Raw genomic sequence first — 16,839 nt, forward strand, 5'->3', positions numbered from 1 at the left:
CACCAGCGTCGTCCCGAACTCGTTTCAGGATCAACCGGTCCGCGAACACCGGGTCGTCCGCTCCTACCGCACCGCGGAACCTGAGACGAGCTCAGGATGACGCCAGCAGGGCAGAGCGGCGCGCGCGCCCCCTCTCCCCGCAGCCGATTGGCAAGTTACGCAAAGTGCGCGAAGAGGGCGCCATGGCAGAACTGATCTCGTACGAGCCCGCCACCGGCGCCGAGCTCTGGCGCGGCGCGACGAGCGATGTCGATCAGGAGGTCGCCGCGGCGCGCGAGGGCTTCGTGCCCTGGGCGGCGCGCTCGCTCTCCTTTCGCATCGAGACGCTGCGCCGTTTCGCCAACGTGGTGCGCCAGCGTGCCGACGCCTTCACCGAGGTGATCGCGCGCGAGACCGGCAAGCCGCTGTGGGAGGCGCGGACCGAGGTCGACAGCGTCGTCGCCAAGGTCGACATCTCGGTCACCGCCTATGCCGAGCGGACGGCGCAGCGCCGCATGGACGCGCCGATGAACAGCCGCATGGCGCTCCGCCACAAGCCGCACGGCGTGCTCGCGGTGCTGGGACCGTACAATTTCCCCGCTCACCTTCCCAACGGCCACATCGTCCCGGCGCTGATCGCGGGCAATGCGGTGGTGTTCAAACCGTCCGAGAAGACCCCGGCGACGGGCCTGTTCCTGGTCGAGTGCCTGCACGCCGCGGGCGTGCCGACGGAGACGATGCGCGTGGTGATCGGCGGGCCGGCCGAGGGGCGCGCGCTCGCGGCGCATCCCGACATCGACGGGCTGCTGTTCACCGGCTCGGCGCGCACCGGCATCGCGCTCAACCGCGCCTTCGCCGAGAAGCCCGAGAAGATCCTCGCGCTCGAGATGGGCGGCAACAACCCGATCCTGGTGTGGGACACGCCCGACCTGCACACCGCCGCGGTGCTGGTGACGCAGTCGGCCTTCACGACAGCTGGGCAGCGCTGCACCGCGGCGCGGCGGCTGATCGTGCAGGACACGCTGGCGGACGGACTGCTCGGCGAGCTCACCAGGCTGACCAACCGGCTGATCGTCGGCGCGCCGCACGACGAGCCCCAGCCCTTCATGGGCCCGGTGATCGACAATGAGACCGCCGACGGGCTGAGCGAGAGCTTCCTCGCGCTGATGATGAAGGGCGGCCGCCCGGTCCGTCACATGGCGCGCCCCGATCCCGAGCGGCCGTTCCTCACGCCCGGCATCATCGACGTCACCGACGTGTCCGAGCGGCCCGACATGGAGCTGTTCGGCCCGCTGCTCCAGGTCGTGCGCGTCGACGATTTCGACGCCGCGATCGCCGAGGCCAACGCCACGCGCTACGGCCTGTCCGCCTCGCTGGTCAGCCAGACGCCCGCGCTGTTCGACCGCTTCTGGGCGGGGGCGCGCGCGGGCATCGTCAACTGGAACAAGCCCACCAACGGCGCCTCCTCCTCGGCGCCGTTCGGCGGCATCGGCTGGTCGGGCAACCATCGCCCGAGCGCCTACTACGCGGCGGATTACTGCGCCTATCCGGTGGTGTCGAACGAGGCCGACGCGGCGCGTGCCTCGATCGGCATCGGCCTTGCCGACGGCTGAGCGAACGCCGGCCCTCGACAGCCCCGCGCGCGCCGGGCATCAGCGCGCGCGAACAGGGAGATAGATGATGCCCAGCGGATTGGTCGCGCTGCTCGACGACGTGGCGGGCCTGACCCGGCTCGCCGCCGCCTCGCTCGATGATGTCGGCGCTGCCGCGGCCAAGGCCGGGACAAAGGCGGCGGGCGTGGTGGTCGACGATACCGCGGTGACGCCGCGCTACGTCACCGGCCTGTCGCCGCAGCGCGAGCTGCCGATCATCGGCAAGATCGCGCTGGGATCGCTGCGCAACAAGATCGTCTTCCTGCTGCCGATCGCGATCGGGCTGAGCGCCTGGGCGCCGTGGGCGATCACCCCGCTGCTGATGCTGGGCGGCGCGTATCTGTGCTTCGAAGGCGCCGAGAAGGTGATCGAGGCGCTCTCGGGCCAGCACCATGACGACACCGCCGACGCAGCGACCGACCCGGCCGAGCTGGAGCGCCAGAAGGTGTCGGGCGCGATCCGCACCGATTTCATCCTCTCCGCCGAGATCATGGCGATCGCGCTCGGGGAAGTCTCCGACACACCGCTGCTCACTCAGGCGATCACGCTAGCGGTAGTGGCGGTGGCGATCACTGCGGGCGTCTACGGCGTGGTGGCGCTGATCGTGAAGGCCGATGATGTCGGACTGCACCTCGCCAAGAGTTCGTCCTCGCCGCTGCGCGCGATCGGGCGCGGGCTGGTCAAGGGCGTGCCGGTGCTGATGCGCTGGCTCGCGGTGATCGGCACCGCGGCGATGCTGTGGGTCGGCGGCGGCATCCTGCTCCACGGCGCGGAGACGCTGGGATGGCGCGCGCCGCAGCACCTCGTCCACCATCTCGCCGAGCGGGTCGAGCACGGCGCGCCGGCGCTGGGCGCGGTGCTCGGCTGGCTGCTCACCGCGACGCTGTCGGGCGTGGTCGGGCTCGCCGTAGGCGGCGCGATCGCGGGCCTGCTCCACCTCTTCCACCGCGACGGCACGGCGGCGCACTGAGCCGCGTGCGCGCCGACGCCGGCGCTTCACCGCTCCGCTCCACCGCGCTAAGGCGAGCGGCATGACCGATCCCAGCGACCTCCCCTATCGGCCCTGCGCGGGCGTGATGCTGCTCAATCGCGAAGGCAAGGTTTTTGTCGGGCAGCGGCTCGATAACGTGCTGGAGGCCTGGCAGATGCCGCAGGGCGGGATCGATCCGGGCGAGGACGCGCAGGCCGCGGCGACGCGCGAGCTGTGGGAGGAGACCGGCGTGACCGCCGACAAGGTGTCGCTGATCGCCGAGGCTCCTGAAGAGCTCTATTACGACCTGCCGCCCGAGATGATCGGCAAGGTGTGGAAGGGAAAGTATCGCGGCCAGCGCCAGCGCTGGTTCCTGTTCCGCTTCGACGGCACCGACTCGGACATCCGCATCGACACGCCGCACCCCGAATTCCGCGCCTGGCGCTGGGCCGAGCCGGCGGACCTGCCCGCGCTGATCGTACCCTTCAAGCAGCAGCTGTACCGCGACGTGCTGCACGCCTTCGCGGCGCACCTCGATCTGCCGGGCTGACGCCCGCTGGCCTCGCGCCGCCGACCCCGCTAGGCTGCCCGCCATGGGGGAACTCACGAGAGGAGAGCGCGCCGCGGTCGAGCGGCTCGACGCGGCGCGGATGCTGACGCGGGTCGAGCGCTGGTGCGCGATCAACAGCGGCACGCGCAACCTGGGGGGGTGTGCCGCGATGGCCGAGGCGCTCGCCGATGCCTTCGCCGCGCTGCCGGGCGAGGTGACGCTGATCGAGCCGGGTGCAGCGGAGAGCGTCGGCGCCGACGGCAGCGTGGCCGCGCTGGCACACGGCCGCCATCTGCGCGTAACGGTGCGGCCCGAGGCGCCGGTGCGGCTGCTCCTCACCGGCCACCTCGACACTGTCTATCCGGTGGATCATCCGTTTCAGACTCTGACGTGGCGCGAGGCCGGGGTGCTCAACGGTCCCGGCGTGGCCGACATGAAGGGTGGCCTCGCGCTGATGCTGGAGGCGCTGCTCGCGCTGGAGGCCGAGGGCGCCCGCTTCGGCTATGACGTGGTGATCAACTCGGACGAGGAGACCGGCTCCTTCTCCTCGGCGGCGCTGCTGGCCGAGGCGGCGCGCGGCAAGGTAGCCGCGCTCACCTACGAGCCCGCGCTGCCGGACGGCACGCTGGCGGGCGCGCGCGGCGGCACCGGCAATTTCTCGATCGTGGTGCGCGGGCGCGCGGCTCACGCGGGCCGCAACCCCGCCGACGGGCGCAACGCGGTGGTGGCGGCGAGCGCGCTGGCGCTGCGGCTCCACGCCGAACGCTCGCCGCGGCTGGCCGTCAATCCGGCGCGGATCGATGGCGGTGGTCCGAACAACGTCGTCCCCGATCTCGCCGTGCTGCGCGTCAACTTCCGCCCCGCCGACGCGGGCGAGATCGCGCGCGCGCAGGCGCTCGTCGAGCGGGCGGCGGCCGAGGTCGCGGCGGTGCACGAGGTGACCGTGGAGGTGCACGGCGGGTTCAATCGCCCGCCCAAGCCGATCGACGCCGGGGCGGCCCGGCTGTTCGAGCTGGTGCGCGCGAGCGGCGCCGACCTTGGCCAGGCGATCGCCTGGCGCGACACCGGCGGCGTGTGCGACGGCAACAACATCGCCGCCTGCGGCGTCCCCGTGGTCGACACGATGGGCGCGCGCGGCGGCGCGATCCACTCGGCGGAGGAATATCTGATCGTCGACAGCCTGAGAGAGCGCGCAGCCCTGTCCGCGGTGACGATGCTGCGGATTGCCGAGGGAGCGCTGGCATGACCTTCGTGATCCGCGCCGCGCAGCCGGGCGACCTGCCACACCTGTACGAGATGGCGAAGCTGACCGGCGGCGGCTTCACCAACCTGCCGCCCGATCGCACCGCGCTCGGCGCCAAGCTGGCGCGCTGCGGCGAGGCGTTCGGGCGCGACACCGCGGGCCTGCGCGACGAGCTGTTCGTGCTGATGCTGGAGAACACCGCCACCGGCGACGTGCGCGGGACCTGCCAGCTGATCACCCACGTCGGGCAGAAGCACCCCTTCTACAGCTATCGCATCGGCACGCTGACGCAGCACAGCCGCGAGCTGGAGCGCACCTTCCGTGCCGAGATGCTGACGCTCACCACCGACCTGGAGGGGGCGAGCGAGGTCGGCGGTCTGTTCCTCCATCCCGGCGAGCGCGCCGGCGGGCTCGGGCTGCTGCTCGCGCGCAGCCGCTACCTCTTCATCCGCGCGCACCGCCAGCGCTTCGCCGAGCGGACGCTGGCCGAGCTGCGCGGCGTGATCGACGAGGCGGGCGGATCGCCCTTCTGGGATGGCCTGGCGGGGCGCTTCTTCGGCATGAGCTTCCAGCAGGCCGACGAGTTCAACGCGATCAACGGCCACCAGTTCATCGCCGACCTGATGCCGAAGCACCCGATCTACACCGCGATGCTGACCGACGGTGCGCGTGCCGCCATCGGCCTGCCCCACCCTTCCGGTCGCGCCGCGATGCGGATGCTCGAGCACGAGGGGTTCGCCTTCGAGAATTACGTCGACATCTTCGATGGCGGCCCGACCATGACGGCGCGCACCGACCAGATCCGCACCGTCCGTGACGCGCGCGACGCCGAACTGGTGACGATCGACGGAGCTGGCGACCCGGCCGCGGGCGGGACGGAGGCGCTGGTCGCGACCGGGCGGCTCGGTGCGTTCCGCTGCGCCTATGGCGCGGTCCGGAAAGTCGAGGGCGGCGTCGCGCTTGACCGGGCCTGTGCCGCCGCGCTGGCGATCGAGCCGGGCGCGACGGTGAGCTGGATCGGGCGGATATGACGATGCTGCGCGAGATCAACTTCGACGGGATCGTCGGACCGAGCCACAATTACGCCGGGCTCAGCCCCGGCAATCTCGCCGCCACCGCCAATGCCGGCGCGGTGGCGCACCCGCGCGCCGCGGCGCTGCAGGGGGTGGCGAAGATGCGCGCCAATCTCGCGCTCGGGCTCGCCCAGGGCGTGCTGCTACCGCACCCCCGCCCGGATCACGACTGGCTCGCCGCGCTCCACACCGATTATGCCGCGGCAGCGCCCTTCCTTCGCGCGCGTGCCCTGTCCGCCTCGGCGATGTGGACCGCCAACGCCGCGACCGTCTCGCCGGCGGCCGACACCGAAGACGGTCGCTGTCATCTCACCGTCGCCAACCTCGTGACGATGCCGCATCGCAGCCACGAGTGGCCCGCGACGCTGGCGCAGCTGCGCCTCGCCTTCGCGCACCCCGCCTTCGCGGTGCACGCCCCCGTCCCTGCCCCCTTCGGTGACGAGGGCGCCGCCAATCACATGCGGCTGTGCGCCAGCCATGGCGCTCCCGGTATCGAGCTGTTCGTCTACGGCGCCACGGGCGGCCCCTTCCCCGCGCGTCAACACCTCGAGGCAAGCCGCGCCGTGGCGCGCGCGCATCGGCTCGACCCGGCGCGCACCCTGTTCGTCGAGCAGGCCGAGGCGGCGATCGCGGCGGGGGCCTTCCACAACGACGTCGTCGCGGTGGCGAACGAGCGCGTGCTGCTGGCGCACGAGCAGGCCTTCGCCGATCGCGCCGGCGTGCAGCGGGCGCTCACAGCGCTGCTGCCCGAGGCGGAGATCGTCGAGGTGCCCGCCGCCGAGGTGACGCTGGAGGACGCGATCGGCTCCTACCTATTCAACGCGCAGCTGGTGACACCGCCGGATGGCGCGACGACACTGATCGTGCCCGAGGAAGCGCGCGCCAACCCGCGCGTCTGGGGCTGGGTGCAGCGCCACCTCGCCGGCAACGGCGCGATCCGCCGCGTCGAGGTGGTCGATGTCCGCGAGTCGATGGCGAACGGCGGCGGCCCGGCCTGCCTGCGGCTCCGCGTCGTGTGCGATCCGACGACGGTCGATCCCCGTTTCCTCGTCGACCCGAGCCGGCTCGACATGATCGCGAAGGTGATCGAGCGCCACTGGCCCGAGTCGATCGCGCCCGAGTCGATCGGGGATCCGCGGCTGATCGCGAACATCGAGACGGCGCGGCGCGCGTTGCTGGAGGTGCTGGGGCTGGAGGAGCTGGGGTGAGGTGTGGTCCGAATGGCCTGTGCCAAGCACGATCGGCGGATCGGAACGCCGCTCCCGCTCCATCTTTGCGCTTGATTGACCTTCGACCATTATGAGCCACGTGTGACCCGCCGCACACCGCCTTTTTCCCGAAGCGCGCCCGCCCGCCCCGGCCTCTGGCGCCGCTTCAAGCGGCTGTTCGCGGTCAAGACCAAGTTCGAGGCCTTTCTCGTGATCTACGCGCTCGCCACCGGGGCGGTAGAGCGCGGCTTCGGCTATGTGCATCGCCTGCCCGGCGCGAGCGGCTGGCTGATGTTCGCCGCGTGCACCGGAGTGGTCTTCATCGCCGGCGGCAAGATACTCGATGCGGTGGAACGCGACGAGCACGACCGCGATGCCGGTCTTGATATGTTGTAACATTGCGCTAGAGGAGCGGTTCCAGTCGGAGTCGTTCATGAAGAAGATCCTCCTCGCCGCGGTCGCGCTTTCGCCGCTTGCCTCTCCTGCCGCCGCTCAGACCAACCCCGTGCCTGCCGCCCCGAGCGAGGCCGATGCGAGCGGCGGTGCCGGTACCGCGCGCCAGCGCGATCCGCACCGCTCCGACGACGTGATCGTCACCGCGCCGATCCGCCAGAGCGAGTCGGACGTGCTGCAAGGCACCTCGGTGCTGAGTGGCGCCGAGCTGACCCGCGAGCTGCGCCCGACAATCGGCGAGACGCTGGCGCGCCTCCCCGGCGTGTCCGCCACCTCGTTCGGCCCGAGCGCGTCGCGGCCGATCCTTCGCGGCTTCCAGGGCGATCGCATCCGCGTGCTGACCGACGGCATCGGCTCGATCGACGTCTCGAACACCTCGGTCGACCATGCCGTCGTGATCGATCCGCTGCTGGCCGAGCGCGTCGAGGTGCTGCGCGGCCCGTCGGCGCTGCTGTACGGCTCGTCCGCGATCGGCGGCGTGGTCAACGTTGTGGACCGCCGCATCCCGCGCGCCATTCCGGAGAACGGCTATCGCGCCGACGCGATCGGCAGCTACGGCAGCGCCGCGGACGAGCGCTCGGTCGGCGCCGCGGCGGACGCGCAGGTCGCCGGGCCGCTCGTGCTCCACGTCGACGGCTCCTACCTGAAGAGCAACGACCTGCGCACCGGACGCGGCTACCTGCTGTCGCCGCAGGCGCGGGCCGCCGCGCTCAGCCAGGTCGGTCTGCCGCAGGACAGCGACGAGCCGATCGACTTCGCGGCCTCGGCCGCGCTGCGCGATCGGCTGCCCAACTCGGCCGCGGAGACATGGACCGCGGGCGTCGGCGCCTCGATCATCACCGACACGGGCAACCTCGGCGTGTCCTACAGCCATTATGACAGCCTGTACGGCGTGCCGATCCGCTACGCCACCGAGGTCGGCCAGGAACAGGAGGCGCCGCGGCTCAGCGTCGTCCAGAACCGGGTCGACCTGCGCGGCGAGGTGCAGACGGGCGGCGGCTTCCTCGATCGCATCCGCGTCCGCGCCGGCCACGCCACCTATCGCCACTTCGAGCTGGAGGAGGATGGCAGCGTCGGCACCGCCTTCTACAACAACGGCCTCGAAGGCCGGCTCGAGCTGGTGCAGGCCAATCGCGGCGGCTGGCAGGGTGCCAGCGGCGTGCAGTTCTTCAACCGTCAGTTCAACGTGGTAGGTGACGAGGCCTTCCTGCCGCGCAACGAGACCAACCAAGTCGGCCTCTTCACGCTGCAGCAGGTGTCGCTCGGCGGCTTCCGCGCCGAGGGCGGGCTGCGTTACGAGACCACCGACCTCGCCGCACGCGCGCCCGGCGTGGACACGCGCTTCTTCAACGGCACGCGCTCGTTCGACGCGCTGTCCGGGTCGCTCGGCGCCTCCTACGAGGTCGCGCCCGACGTCCGCATCGGGCTCAACGGCTCGCACACCGAGCGCGCGCCCTCGGCCGAGGAGCTGTTCGCCAACGGGCCGCACGCCGGCACCCAGGCCTATGAGCTCGGCAGCCCCGATTTCAGGCTGGAGAAATCCTGGGGCCTGGAGGCGACGCTGCACGCGCACGGCGATGGCTTCAGCCTCGACGCTTCGGCCTATTACAACTGGTTCAGCAACTATATCTCGGAGAACCAGGTCGACCAGTCGGTCTGCCTCGCGCGCTCGGACGAGGTCGACCTGCCCTGCTTCCAATATCAGCAGCAGGACGCCCGCTACTACGGCTTCGAGGCGGACGCCTCGCTGCGGCTGGCGCAGGTCGGCGGCTATACGATCAACGCCGATTTGCTCGGCGACTATGTCCGCGCCAATATCGTCGACCAGGGGCCGGTGCCGCGCATCCCGCCGGCGCGCGTGCTCGGCGGCATCGAGGCACAGGGCGAGCGGCTCGGCGGGCGGGTCGAGGTGGAGCATGTCTTCCCGCAGAACCGCACCGCGGCGTTCGAGACGCGCACCGACGACTATACGATGACGAACGCCTCGCTGTCGTTCCATCCCTTCGGCAGCGCCAGCGACCGCACCAGCATCCTGCTCTCGGCGAACAACATCTTCGACGTGCTGGCACGACGCCACTCGAGCTTCCTCAAGGATTTCGCGCCGCTCGCCGGGCGCGACGTGCGCGTGACGTTGAAGGTCGGGATCTGAGGCGGGCGAGCGCGGGTCTCGATCGGCCAGTGTGAGCCGTCGACGAGCTCTTGCGGACGCAGGAGTCCCAGGCCATCAGCACGTCGCGTGCGGCTCTGGGCTCCGGCCTGCGCCGGAGCACGGTTCAGAACAGCGGGCGGAGCGGTGACGGCCGCTCGTTGAGGGCGACCAACGTCGCGCCGCCGCGTTCGTCGAGTGCCAGCGTGGTGACCGATCCCGGATCGCAGCCGAGCTGGAACATGCGCTCGAAGCCCAGCCCGAGCCAGTGCGCCACCGCACCGCGGATGATGTCGCAATGGGTGACGCACAATGTCGCCCCCTCGCCGACAGCGGCGAGGAAGTCGACCGCGCGCGCCACGGCCTCGCCCATCGTCTCGCCGCCCGGGCAGCGCGCGCTGCCGCGCTCCGCGTTCCACCGCTGCCAGTCCGGATCGTCCGCCAGTGCGGCGAAGTCGCGGCCCGTGAAGGCACCGAAGTCGACCTCGTCGAGCGCCGGAGCATGGACCACGCCGAACCCACGCGGCTGCGCCACCGTTGCCGCGGTCTCCACCGTTCGGCGGCGCGGGCTGGCGTAGATCGCGCTCACGTCGGTGCCGGCGAGGTGACGCGCGAGCGCGGCCGCTTCGTCACGTCCGCGCCTGCTCAGCGCGATCTCCGATCGGCCGCTGAGCACGTGACCGACCTCCTCATGGGTCCCGTGACGGGCAAGCAGCAGGAGCCGTGTCATGGCGCGCACCTAGCACGACTCGCGTAGATCAGGAGAAAATTTCGGCTCCTCAACAACTTAGGGAACCAAGCTAAGTAGAAGATGTTCCTCTTCCTGTAACCAAGCGGCAACGTGGCCGCTTGTCGTTGATCTCGATCAGTCGGCCCGGGGCGGCCCGATCGAACGAGCGAGTGGGAGGGTGAAGATGGAGACGGTTCTCATCACCGGCGGCGCCGGGTTCATCGGGCGCTTCGTCGCCGACGAACTGCTCGCGCGCGGCAACAAGGTGCGCGTGCTCGACAGCCTGATCGAGCAGGTCCACGGCGACGTCGACCGTCCCCCGCTCCTCAACGACGAGATCGAGCTGATCCGCGGCGACGTGCGCAACGGCGACGTCGTCACCAAGGCGCTCGACGGCGTCGACAGCGTCATCCACTTGGCCGCCGAGGTGGGCGTCGGCCAGTCGATGTACGAGGTCGAGCGCTACACCTCGACCAACGACGTGGGCACCGCGGTGCTGTTCGAGAAATTGATCGACAAGCCGGTGCGCCGCGTCGTCACCGCCTCGTCGATGTCGATCTACGGCGAGGGGCTGTACCGCGACGCCGACGGCGCGCTGGTGCAGGACGCCGAGCGCAAGGGCCTGCGCGACGGGCTCAGCAACTGGGAGCCGGTCGACGCGCAGGGCCGCCCACTCGCGCCGGTCGCCACCCCCGAGTGGAAGCAGCCCAACCTCGCCTCGATCTACGCGCTTAACAAATATGTGCAGGAGCGCACCACGCACATCATGGCGGCGCCCTACGGCATCGAGGGCGTCTGCCTGCGCCTGTTCAACGTCTATGGCCCCGGCCAGGCGCTCTCCAACCCTTATACCGGCGTGCTCGCGATCTTCGCCTCGCGCCTGCTCAACGGCCAGCAGCCGATGATCTTCGAGGACGGCGAGCAGCGCCGCGACTTCGTCCACGTCTCCGACGTGGCGCGCGCCTTCGCCGACGCGCTGGTGCTGCCGCAGGCGGTGGGCGGCACCTTCAACATCGGCTCGGGCCACGACCGCTCGGTCACCGAGGTCGCCACCGAGCTGGCGCGCGCCATGGGCAAGAACGACCTCACCCCCGAGATCGTCGGCAAGGCGCGCATCGGCGACATCCGACATTGCTTCTGCGACACGTCGCTGGCGCAGGACAGGCTCGGTTTCGCCGCGACGCAGGACTTCACCCAGGGCCTCGCCGAGCTGGCCGAGTGGGTCGCGCAGCAGACCGCGGTCGACAAGGTCGCGACGATGCGCGCCGAGCTCGAGAAGCGCGGGCTGGTGGCATGACGGCGCCGATCCTCGTCACCGGCGGGGCCGGTTTCATCGGATCGAACCTCGTCGACCGGCTCGCCGCCGAGGGGCATGACGTCACCGTCTATGACGCGCTCGCGCGTGCCGGAGTCGAGCGCAACCTGGCCTGGCTGCAGCAGCGCCACGGCCAGCGCGTCCGCTTCGTCCACGCCGACGTGCGCGACGTCGCGCGCCTCGCCGACGAGGTGGCGCGGTCGCGGGCGGTCTTCCACTTCGCGGCGCAGGTGGCGGTGACCACCAGCCTCGACGACCCGGCGGACGATTTCTCGACCAACCTTACCGCCACCTTCCAGCTGCTGGAGGCGCTGCGCACGCGCGCGCCGCACGTGCCGCTGATCTTCGCCTCGACCAACAAGGTGTACGGCGATCTCGCCGATCTCGACTTCGCGCTCGAGGACCGCGCCTATGTCCCGACCGGCGCGGACGTGCGCGCGCACGGCATCGGTGAGACGCGCGCGCTCGACTTCCACACGCCCTACGGCGTGTCCAAGGGCGCGGCCGACCAATATGTGCTCGATTACGCGCGCAGCTTCGGGCTGAAGACCTGCGTCTTCCGAATGAGCTGCATCTACGGGCAACGCCAGATGGGCACAGAGGACCAGGGCTGGGTCGCCCATTTCCTGATCCGCGCGCTCGATGGCCAGCCGATCACGCTCTACGGCGACGGCCATCAGGTCCGCGACATCCTCGACGTGCGCGACGCCGTGAACGCCTATGTCGCGGCGTGGCAGCGGATCGACCAAGTAGCGGGGCGCGCCTTCAACCTCGGCGGCGGGCCCGCCAATGCGGTCAGCCTGCGCCGACTGCTCGACCATATCGCCGCGCTGATCGGCCGCCCGGTCGATCTGCGCCTGTCCGACTGGCGCGCGGGCGACCAGCGCTATTTCGTCGCTGACGCTCGCGCCGCGATCGGCGCGCTCGACCTGCCGGCACGGCGCGATTGGCGCGACGGCGTGGCGGCGCTGGCCGACTGGCTCCAGGCGCAGCGCGACGAGAGCGGCGCCAGCGCGCCGCGGATCGAGGTCGCGGCGTGACGCGACGGTTGCTGATGACCGCGGACGCGGTCGGCGGCGTGTGGCAATATGCGATCGAGCTGGCGCGCGGGCTGGCACGCGACGGCTGGGCGGTCGACCTGGCGTCGCTCGGGCCGGCCCCATCGCGCGCGCAGCGGCTCGAGGCCGATCAGGCGGGCGTCACCCTGCTCGACACCGGCCTGCCGCTCGACTGGCTCGCAAGCGACGCGCGCGAGGTGATCGCCGCCGCCGACGCGGTGGCACGGCTGGCGCGGGAGCGCGGCGCGGATCTGGTCCAGCTCAACCAGCCGGCGCTGGGCGTGGCGAGCTTCGCCATGCCGGTGGTCGCGGTGGTGCACAGCTGCGTCGCGAGCTGGTGGGAGGCGGCGGGCGACGGCCCGCTGCCGCCCAGCCTGCGCTGGCAGACCGATCTGGTCGCGCGCGGCCTGGCGCGCGCCGACGCCGTCGTGGCGCCGAGCACCGCGCTCGCCGCGACCGTCTACCGCCTCTATCCCAAGGTGCCGATCCCGCTCGCGATCCACAATGGCCGTTCGCTGCCGCCGGCGAGCGGGCCGATGCACGACTTCGCTTTCACCGCCGGCCGGTTGTGGGACCGCGGCAAGAACGTCGCCACGCTCGATCGCGCGGCGGCGCGGCTCGGCATCCCGTTCAAGGCCGCGGGCGCGGCCACGGGGCCGCACGGCGAGCACGCCCGCGTCGAGCATCTCCACCTGCTCGGCCATGTCGGCGACGAGGTGATCGCGGGCTGCCTCTCGGCGCGCCCGGTGTTCGCCTCGGCCGCGGTGTACGAGCCGTTCGGGCTGGCGGTGCTCGAGGCGGCGCTGGCGGGCTGCCCGCTGGTGCTCTCCGACATCCCGACCTTCCGCGAATTGTGGGAGGGGGTCGCCACCTTCGTGCCGGCGGACGACGCGCTCGGCTTCGCCGCGGCGATCGAGGAACTGGCCGGCGACGTCCCGCTGCGGGTCGCGCGCGGGGCGCTCGCGCGCCGCCGCGCGCTGACCTACACGCCCGAGCGCAACCGCCGCGCGATGGCGACGCTGTACGACCGGCTGATCGACGGCGGCGCCAAGGTGGCGGCATGAGGATCGTCTATCTCACGCACAGCCTCGACTCCTGCTGGAACCACGGCAACGCGCATTTCCTGCGCGGGGTGCTGTCCGAGCTGATCGCGCGCGGGCACGACGTCCGCGTCCGCGAGCCCGCCGACAGCTGGAGTCGCGCCAATCTGGTCGGCGACCATGGCGAGGAGGCGCTCGACGCCTATCGCACCGCCTATCCGGAGCTCTCGTCGTCGCGCTACGCGGCAGAGGTCGACCCGGCCGCGCTGGTCGACGGCGCCGACGTGGTGATCGTCCACGAGTGGAACGACCATGGCTTGGTCGCTGCGCTCGGCAGCCTCCGCAAGGCCGGGGCGACGTACACGTTGCTGTTCCACGACACGCACCACCGCGCGGTCAGCGCGCCCGAGGAGATGCGCGCCTACGACCTGTCCGGCTACGACGGGGTGCTCGCCTTCGGCGAGGCGCTGTCGCGCGTCTATCGCGACTGGGGCTGGGGCGAGCGCGTCTGGACCTGGCACGAGGCCGCCGACACGCGCCGCTTCTTGCCCGTAGAGGGCGAGCGGTCCGGCCTGGTGTGGATCGGCAATTGGGGCGACGGCGAGCGCACCGCCGAGATCGAGCAGTTCCTCCTCGCCCCGGCGCGTGACGCCGCGCTGCCGCTCGACATCTACGGCGTGCGCTACCCCGACGAGGGCAAGGCGATGCTGGCGCGCTACGGCGCACGCTATCACGGCTGGGCGCCCAACGCCGCCGCGCCCGCGATCTTCGCGCGCGCGCTGGCGACCGTGCACGTGCCGCGCCGCTATTACACGACGATCCTGCCCGGCATCCCGACGATCCGCGTGTTCGAGGCGCTCGCCTGCGGCATCCCGCTGGTCTCCGCGCCGTGGGACGATGCGGAGGGGCTGTTCCGCCCCGGCGAGGACTTCCTGTTCGCCGCCGATGGCACCGCGATGACACGCACGCTGGCCGCGCTGCGCGACGATCCCGACCTGCGCGCCGCGCTAGCGCGTTCGGGACTGGAGACCATCCTCGCCCGCCACACCTGCGCGCATCGCGTCGACGAGCTGCTCGCCATCCTCGATCGCCTCGACGCCCCTTCCCTTTCCGCTGCCCGGAGCACCGCCGCGTGAAGATCGCTTTCTACGGTTCCAGCCTCGTGTCGTCCTACTGGAACGGCGCCGCGACCTATTATCGCGGCATCCTGCGCGCGCTCGCCGAGCGCGGCTATGACATCACCTTCTACGAACCCGACGCGTTCGAGCGCCAGCAGCACCGCGACATCGATCCGCCGCCCTATGCCAAGTCGGTCGTTTATCCCGCGACGGTCGAGGCGATGCGCGCGGTGTTGGCCGAGGCGGCGGAGGCCGACATCGTCGTGAAGGCGAACGGCGTCGGCGTGTTCGACCGCGAGCTGCTCGAGGGCGTCACTGCCGCGGCACGGCCGGGCGCGCTCAAGATCTTCTGGGACGTCGACGCCGCCGCGACGCTCGACGAGATGCGCGCCGACGCCGACCACCCGGTGCGCGCCGCGCTGCCCTCGATCGACATGGTGCTGACCTACGGCGGCGGCGCGCCGGTGGTCGACGCCTATCGCGGCTTCGGCGCGGCCGAGTGCGTGCCGGTCTACAACGCGCTCGATCCCACCACCCACCACCCGGTCGAGCGTGACGAGCGCTTCGCCTGCGACCTCGCCTTTCTCGGCAACCGGCTCCCCGACCGCGAGGCGCGCGTGGAGGAGTTCTTTCTGCGCCCCGCCGCGGCGCTGCCCGACCAGAGCTTCCTGATCGGCGGCAACGGCTGGGACAGCAAGGCGATGCCCGCCAATGTCCGCCACCGCGGCCATGTCTTCACCGCCGAGCACAACGCCTTCAACTGCACGCCGCGCGCGGTGCTCAACGTCGCGCGCGACTCGATGGCGCATGTTGGCTTCTCGCCCGCGACGCGGGTGTTCGAGGCGGCGGGGGCGGCGGCGTGCCTGATCACCGACGCGTGGGAGGGGATCGAGCTGTTCCTCGAACCCGATCGCGAGGTGCTGGTGGCGCGCGACGGGCAGGACGTCGCCGACCATCTCGCCGCGCTCACCCCCGAGCGAGCGCGCGCGATCGGCGCCGCCGCGCTGGAGCGCGTGCTGGCCGAGCACACCTATGACCTGCGCGGCGCCCAGGTGGACGTGCTCTTCCGGGCGCATGCCGCGCGCGAGCGGGTGGCGGCATGAGGCTGGTCGTCCTCGGCCTCTCGCTCAGCTCCTCCTGGGGCAACGGCCATGCCACCACCTTTCGTGCGCTGCTCCAGGCCTATGCCGCGCGGGGGCACCAGATCCTGTTCCTCGAGCGCGACATGCCCTGGTATGCGTCGCATCGCGACGAGCCCGCGCCCGATTACTGCCGGCTCGATCTGTACGACTCGCTCGAGGCGCTGGCCGACTGGCGCGAGGTGATCGCCGAGGCGGACGCGGTGATCGTCGGCTCCTATGTGCCCGACGGCATCGCGGTCGCGCAGCTGGTGCAGGACTGGGCGACCGGCGTCACCGCCTTCTACGACATCGACACGCCGGTGACGCTCGCCAAGATCGAGGCCGGCACGTGCGACTATGTCTCGCCCGAAGTGATCCCGGGCTACGACGTCTATTGCTCCTTCACCGGTGGCCCGACGCTGCGGCTGATCGAGCACCGCTACGGCAGCCCGGCGGCGCGCGCGCTCTACTGCTCGGTCGACGCCGAGCGCTACCGCCCGACCGGCGCGGCGACGCGGTGGGATCTCTCCTACCTCGGCACGTACAGCCTCGATCGCCAGCCGACCCTCGACCGGCTGCTGCTGGAGCCGGCGCGGCGCCACCCGGAGATGCGCTTCGTCGTCGCAGGGCCGCAATATCCCGACGACATCGACTGGCCCGCCAACGTCGAGCGGATCGAGCATCTGCCCCCCGCCGATCACCCCGACTTCTACTCGGCGAGCCGCGCCACGCTCAACGTCACCCGCGCCGACATGATCGCGGCGGGCTGGTCGCCGTCGGTCCGCCTGTTCGAGGCGACCGCCTGCGGCACGCCGATCGTCTCGGACCGCTGGGACGGGATCGACGAGCTGCTGACGCCCGGGCGCGAGATCGTGCTGGCGGATTCACCCGAGGACGTCGAGGCGCTGCTGGCGCGCGACGACCTCGCCGCGATAGGCGCCGCCGGGCGCGCGCGCGTGCTGGCGGAACATACCGCGGTCCACCGCGCCGCCGAGCTGGAGGCGCATCTGGAAGAGGCGATGGCGGCGAAGCGGGAGGCGGTCGCGGCGTGATCCCGTGTGCTCCTGCGGGCGCAGGAGTCTAGAGCCACGAACGGCGCCCCCTCGCCACCTGGGCTCCTGCATTCGCAGGTCACGGGCATCTTTGATGACCTGCCCCCCGTCATCCCGGCTTTGAGCCGGGA

The 16,839-nt window shown here is 71.4% G+C and carries 15 protein-coding genes; 14 read left to right on the forward strand and 1 reads right to left on the reverse strand.

Annotation, left to right across the window (positions count from 1 at the left end; genetic code table 11):
- The first annotated feature begins 182 nt into the window (after nt 1–182).
- From astD to KZ820_RS14935, 8 genes are all read left to right on the forward strand, one after another.
- The gene (gene astD, locus KZ820_RS14900) at nt 183–1,592 is read left to right on the forward strand and encodes a succinylglutamate-semialdehyde dehydrogenase (protein WP_219749392.1); all 1,410 of its coding nucleotides are present in this window, start codon (nt 183–185) and stop codon (nt 1,590–1,592) included.
- A 67-nt stretch (nt 1,593–1,659) separates the two neighbouring features.
- Nucleotides 1,660–2,601, forward strand: a complete 942-nt coding sequence (locus tag KZ820_RS14905; protein ID WP_219749393.1) for a DUF808 domain-containing protein — start codon at nt 1,660–1,662, stop codon at nt 2,599–2,601.
- A 61-nt stretch (nt 2,602–2,662) separates the two neighbouring features.
- Nucleotides 2,663–3,151 carry an RNA pyrophosphohydrolase gene (locus KZ820_RS14910; RefSeq protein WP_219749394.1) on the forward strand — a complete coding sequence of 163 codons (489 nt, stop codon included), beginning with the start codon at nt 2,663–2,665 and terminating at the stop codon, nt 3,149–3,151.
- A 43-nt stretch (nt 3,152–3,194) separates the two neighbouring features.
- Nucleotides 3,195–4,397: a hydrolase gene (locus KZ820_RS14915; protein ID WP_219749395.1), complete on the forward strand. Its 1,203-nt coding sequence runs from the start codon at nt 3,195–3,197 to the stop codon at nt 4,395–4,397.
- A complete protein-coding gene (gene astA / locus KZ820_RS14920; RefSeq protein ID WP_219749396.1) occupies nt 4,394–5,425 on the forward strand; it encodes an arginine N-succinyltransferase in 1,032 nt (343 codons plus the stop codon). Before KZ820_RS14915 ends, astA begins: the two co-directional genes overlap by 4 nt.
- 2 nt (nt 5,426–5,427) lie before the next feature.
- Complete coding sequence (locus KZ820_RS14925; RefSeq protein WP_219749397.1) at nt 5,428–6,675, forward strand: N-succinylarginine dihydrolase; 1,248 nt, start codon at nt 5,428–5,430, stop codon at nt 6,673–6,675.
- Nucleotides 6,676–6,777: 102 nt separating this feature from the next.
- On the forward strand, nt 6,778–7,071 hold the full coding sequence (locus KZ820_RS14930) for a hypothetical protein (RefSeq protein WP_373369029.1): 294 nt from the start codon (nt 6,778–6,780) through the stop codon (nt 7,069–7,071).
- Between the two features lie 37 nt (nt 7,072–7,108).
- Nucleotides 7,109–9,277, forward strand: coding sequence for a TonB-dependent receptor (locus KZ820_RS14935; protein ID WP_219749398.1), 2,169 nt, complete (start codon nt 7,109–7,111; stop codon nt 9,275–9,277).
- Nucleotides 9,278–9,401: 124 nt separating this feature from the next.
- On the opposite strand, the gene KZ820_RS14940 is transcribed toward KZ820_RS14935, so the two are convergent.
- The gene (locus tag KZ820_RS14940; protein WP_219749399.1) at nt 9,402–10,004 is read right to left on the reverse strand and encodes a histidine phosphatase family protein; all 603 of its coding nucleotides are present in this window, start codon (nt 10,002–10,004) and stop codon (nt 9,402–9,404) included.
- A gap of 184 nt (nt 10,005–10,188) precedes the next feature.
- Between KZ820_RS14940 and KZ820_RS14945 the strand changes: the two genes are divergently transcribed.
- From KZ820_RS14945 to KZ820_RS14970, 6 genes are read left to right on the forward strand one after another with little or no spacing between them, the layout of a single operon-like run.
- Complete coding sequence (locus KZ820_RS14945; protein ID WP_219749400.1) at nt 10,189–11,301, forward strand: NAD-dependent epimerase/dehydratase family protein; 1,113 nt, start codon at nt 10,189–10,191, stop codon at nt 11,299–11,301.
- Nucleotides 11,298–12,359, forward strand: a complete 1,062-nt coding sequence (locus tag KZ820_RS14950) for an SDR family NAD(P)-dependent oxidoreductase (RefSeq protein WP_219749401.1) — start codon at nt 11,298–11,300, stop codon at nt 12,357–12,359. Before KZ820_RS14945 ends, KZ820_RS14950 begins: the two co-directional genes overlap by 4 nt.
- Nucleotides 12,356–13,441, forward strand: a complete 1,086-nt coding sequence (locus tag KZ820_RS14955; protein ID WP_308462239.1) for a glycosyltransferase family 4 protein — start codon at nt 12,356–12,358, stop codon at nt 13,439–13,441. Before KZ820_RS14950 ends, KZ820_RS14955 begins: the two co-directional genes overlap by 4 nt.
- Nucleotides 13,438–14,553 (forward strand): CgeB family protein, encoded by a 1,116-nt coding sequence (locus tag KZ820_RS14960; RefSeq protein ID WP_219749402.1) that lies wholly within the window; start codon nt 13,438–13,440, stop codon nt 14,551–14,553. Before KZ820_RS14955 ends, KZ820_RS14960 begins: the two co-directional genes overlap by 4 nt.
- Nucleotides 14,550–15,638 carry a CgeB family protein gene (locus tag KZ820_RS22245; RefSeq protein WP_219749403.1) on the forward strand — a complete coding sequence of 363 codons (1,089 nt, stop codon included), beginning with the start codon at nt 14,550–14,552 and terminating at the stop codon, nt 15,636–15,638. Before KZ820_RS14960 ends, KZ820_RS22245 begins: the two co-directional genes overlap by 4 nt.
- Nucleotides 15,635–16,708 (forward strand): CgeB family protein, encoded by a 1,074-nt coding sequence (locus KZ820_RS14970; protein ID WP_219749404.1) that lies wholly within the window; start codon nt 15,635–15,637, stop codon nt 16,706–16,708. Before KZ820_RS22245 ends, KZ820_RS14970 begins: the two co-directional genes overlap by 4 nt.
- Nucleotides 16,709–16,839: the final 131 nt, after the last annotated feature.

The sequence above is a fragment of the Sphingomonas citri genome (assembly GCF_019429485.1).
Taxonomy (GTDB): Bacteria; Pseudomonadota; Alphaproteobacteria; order Sphingomonadales; family Sphingomonadaceae; genus Sphingomonas; species Sphingomonas citri.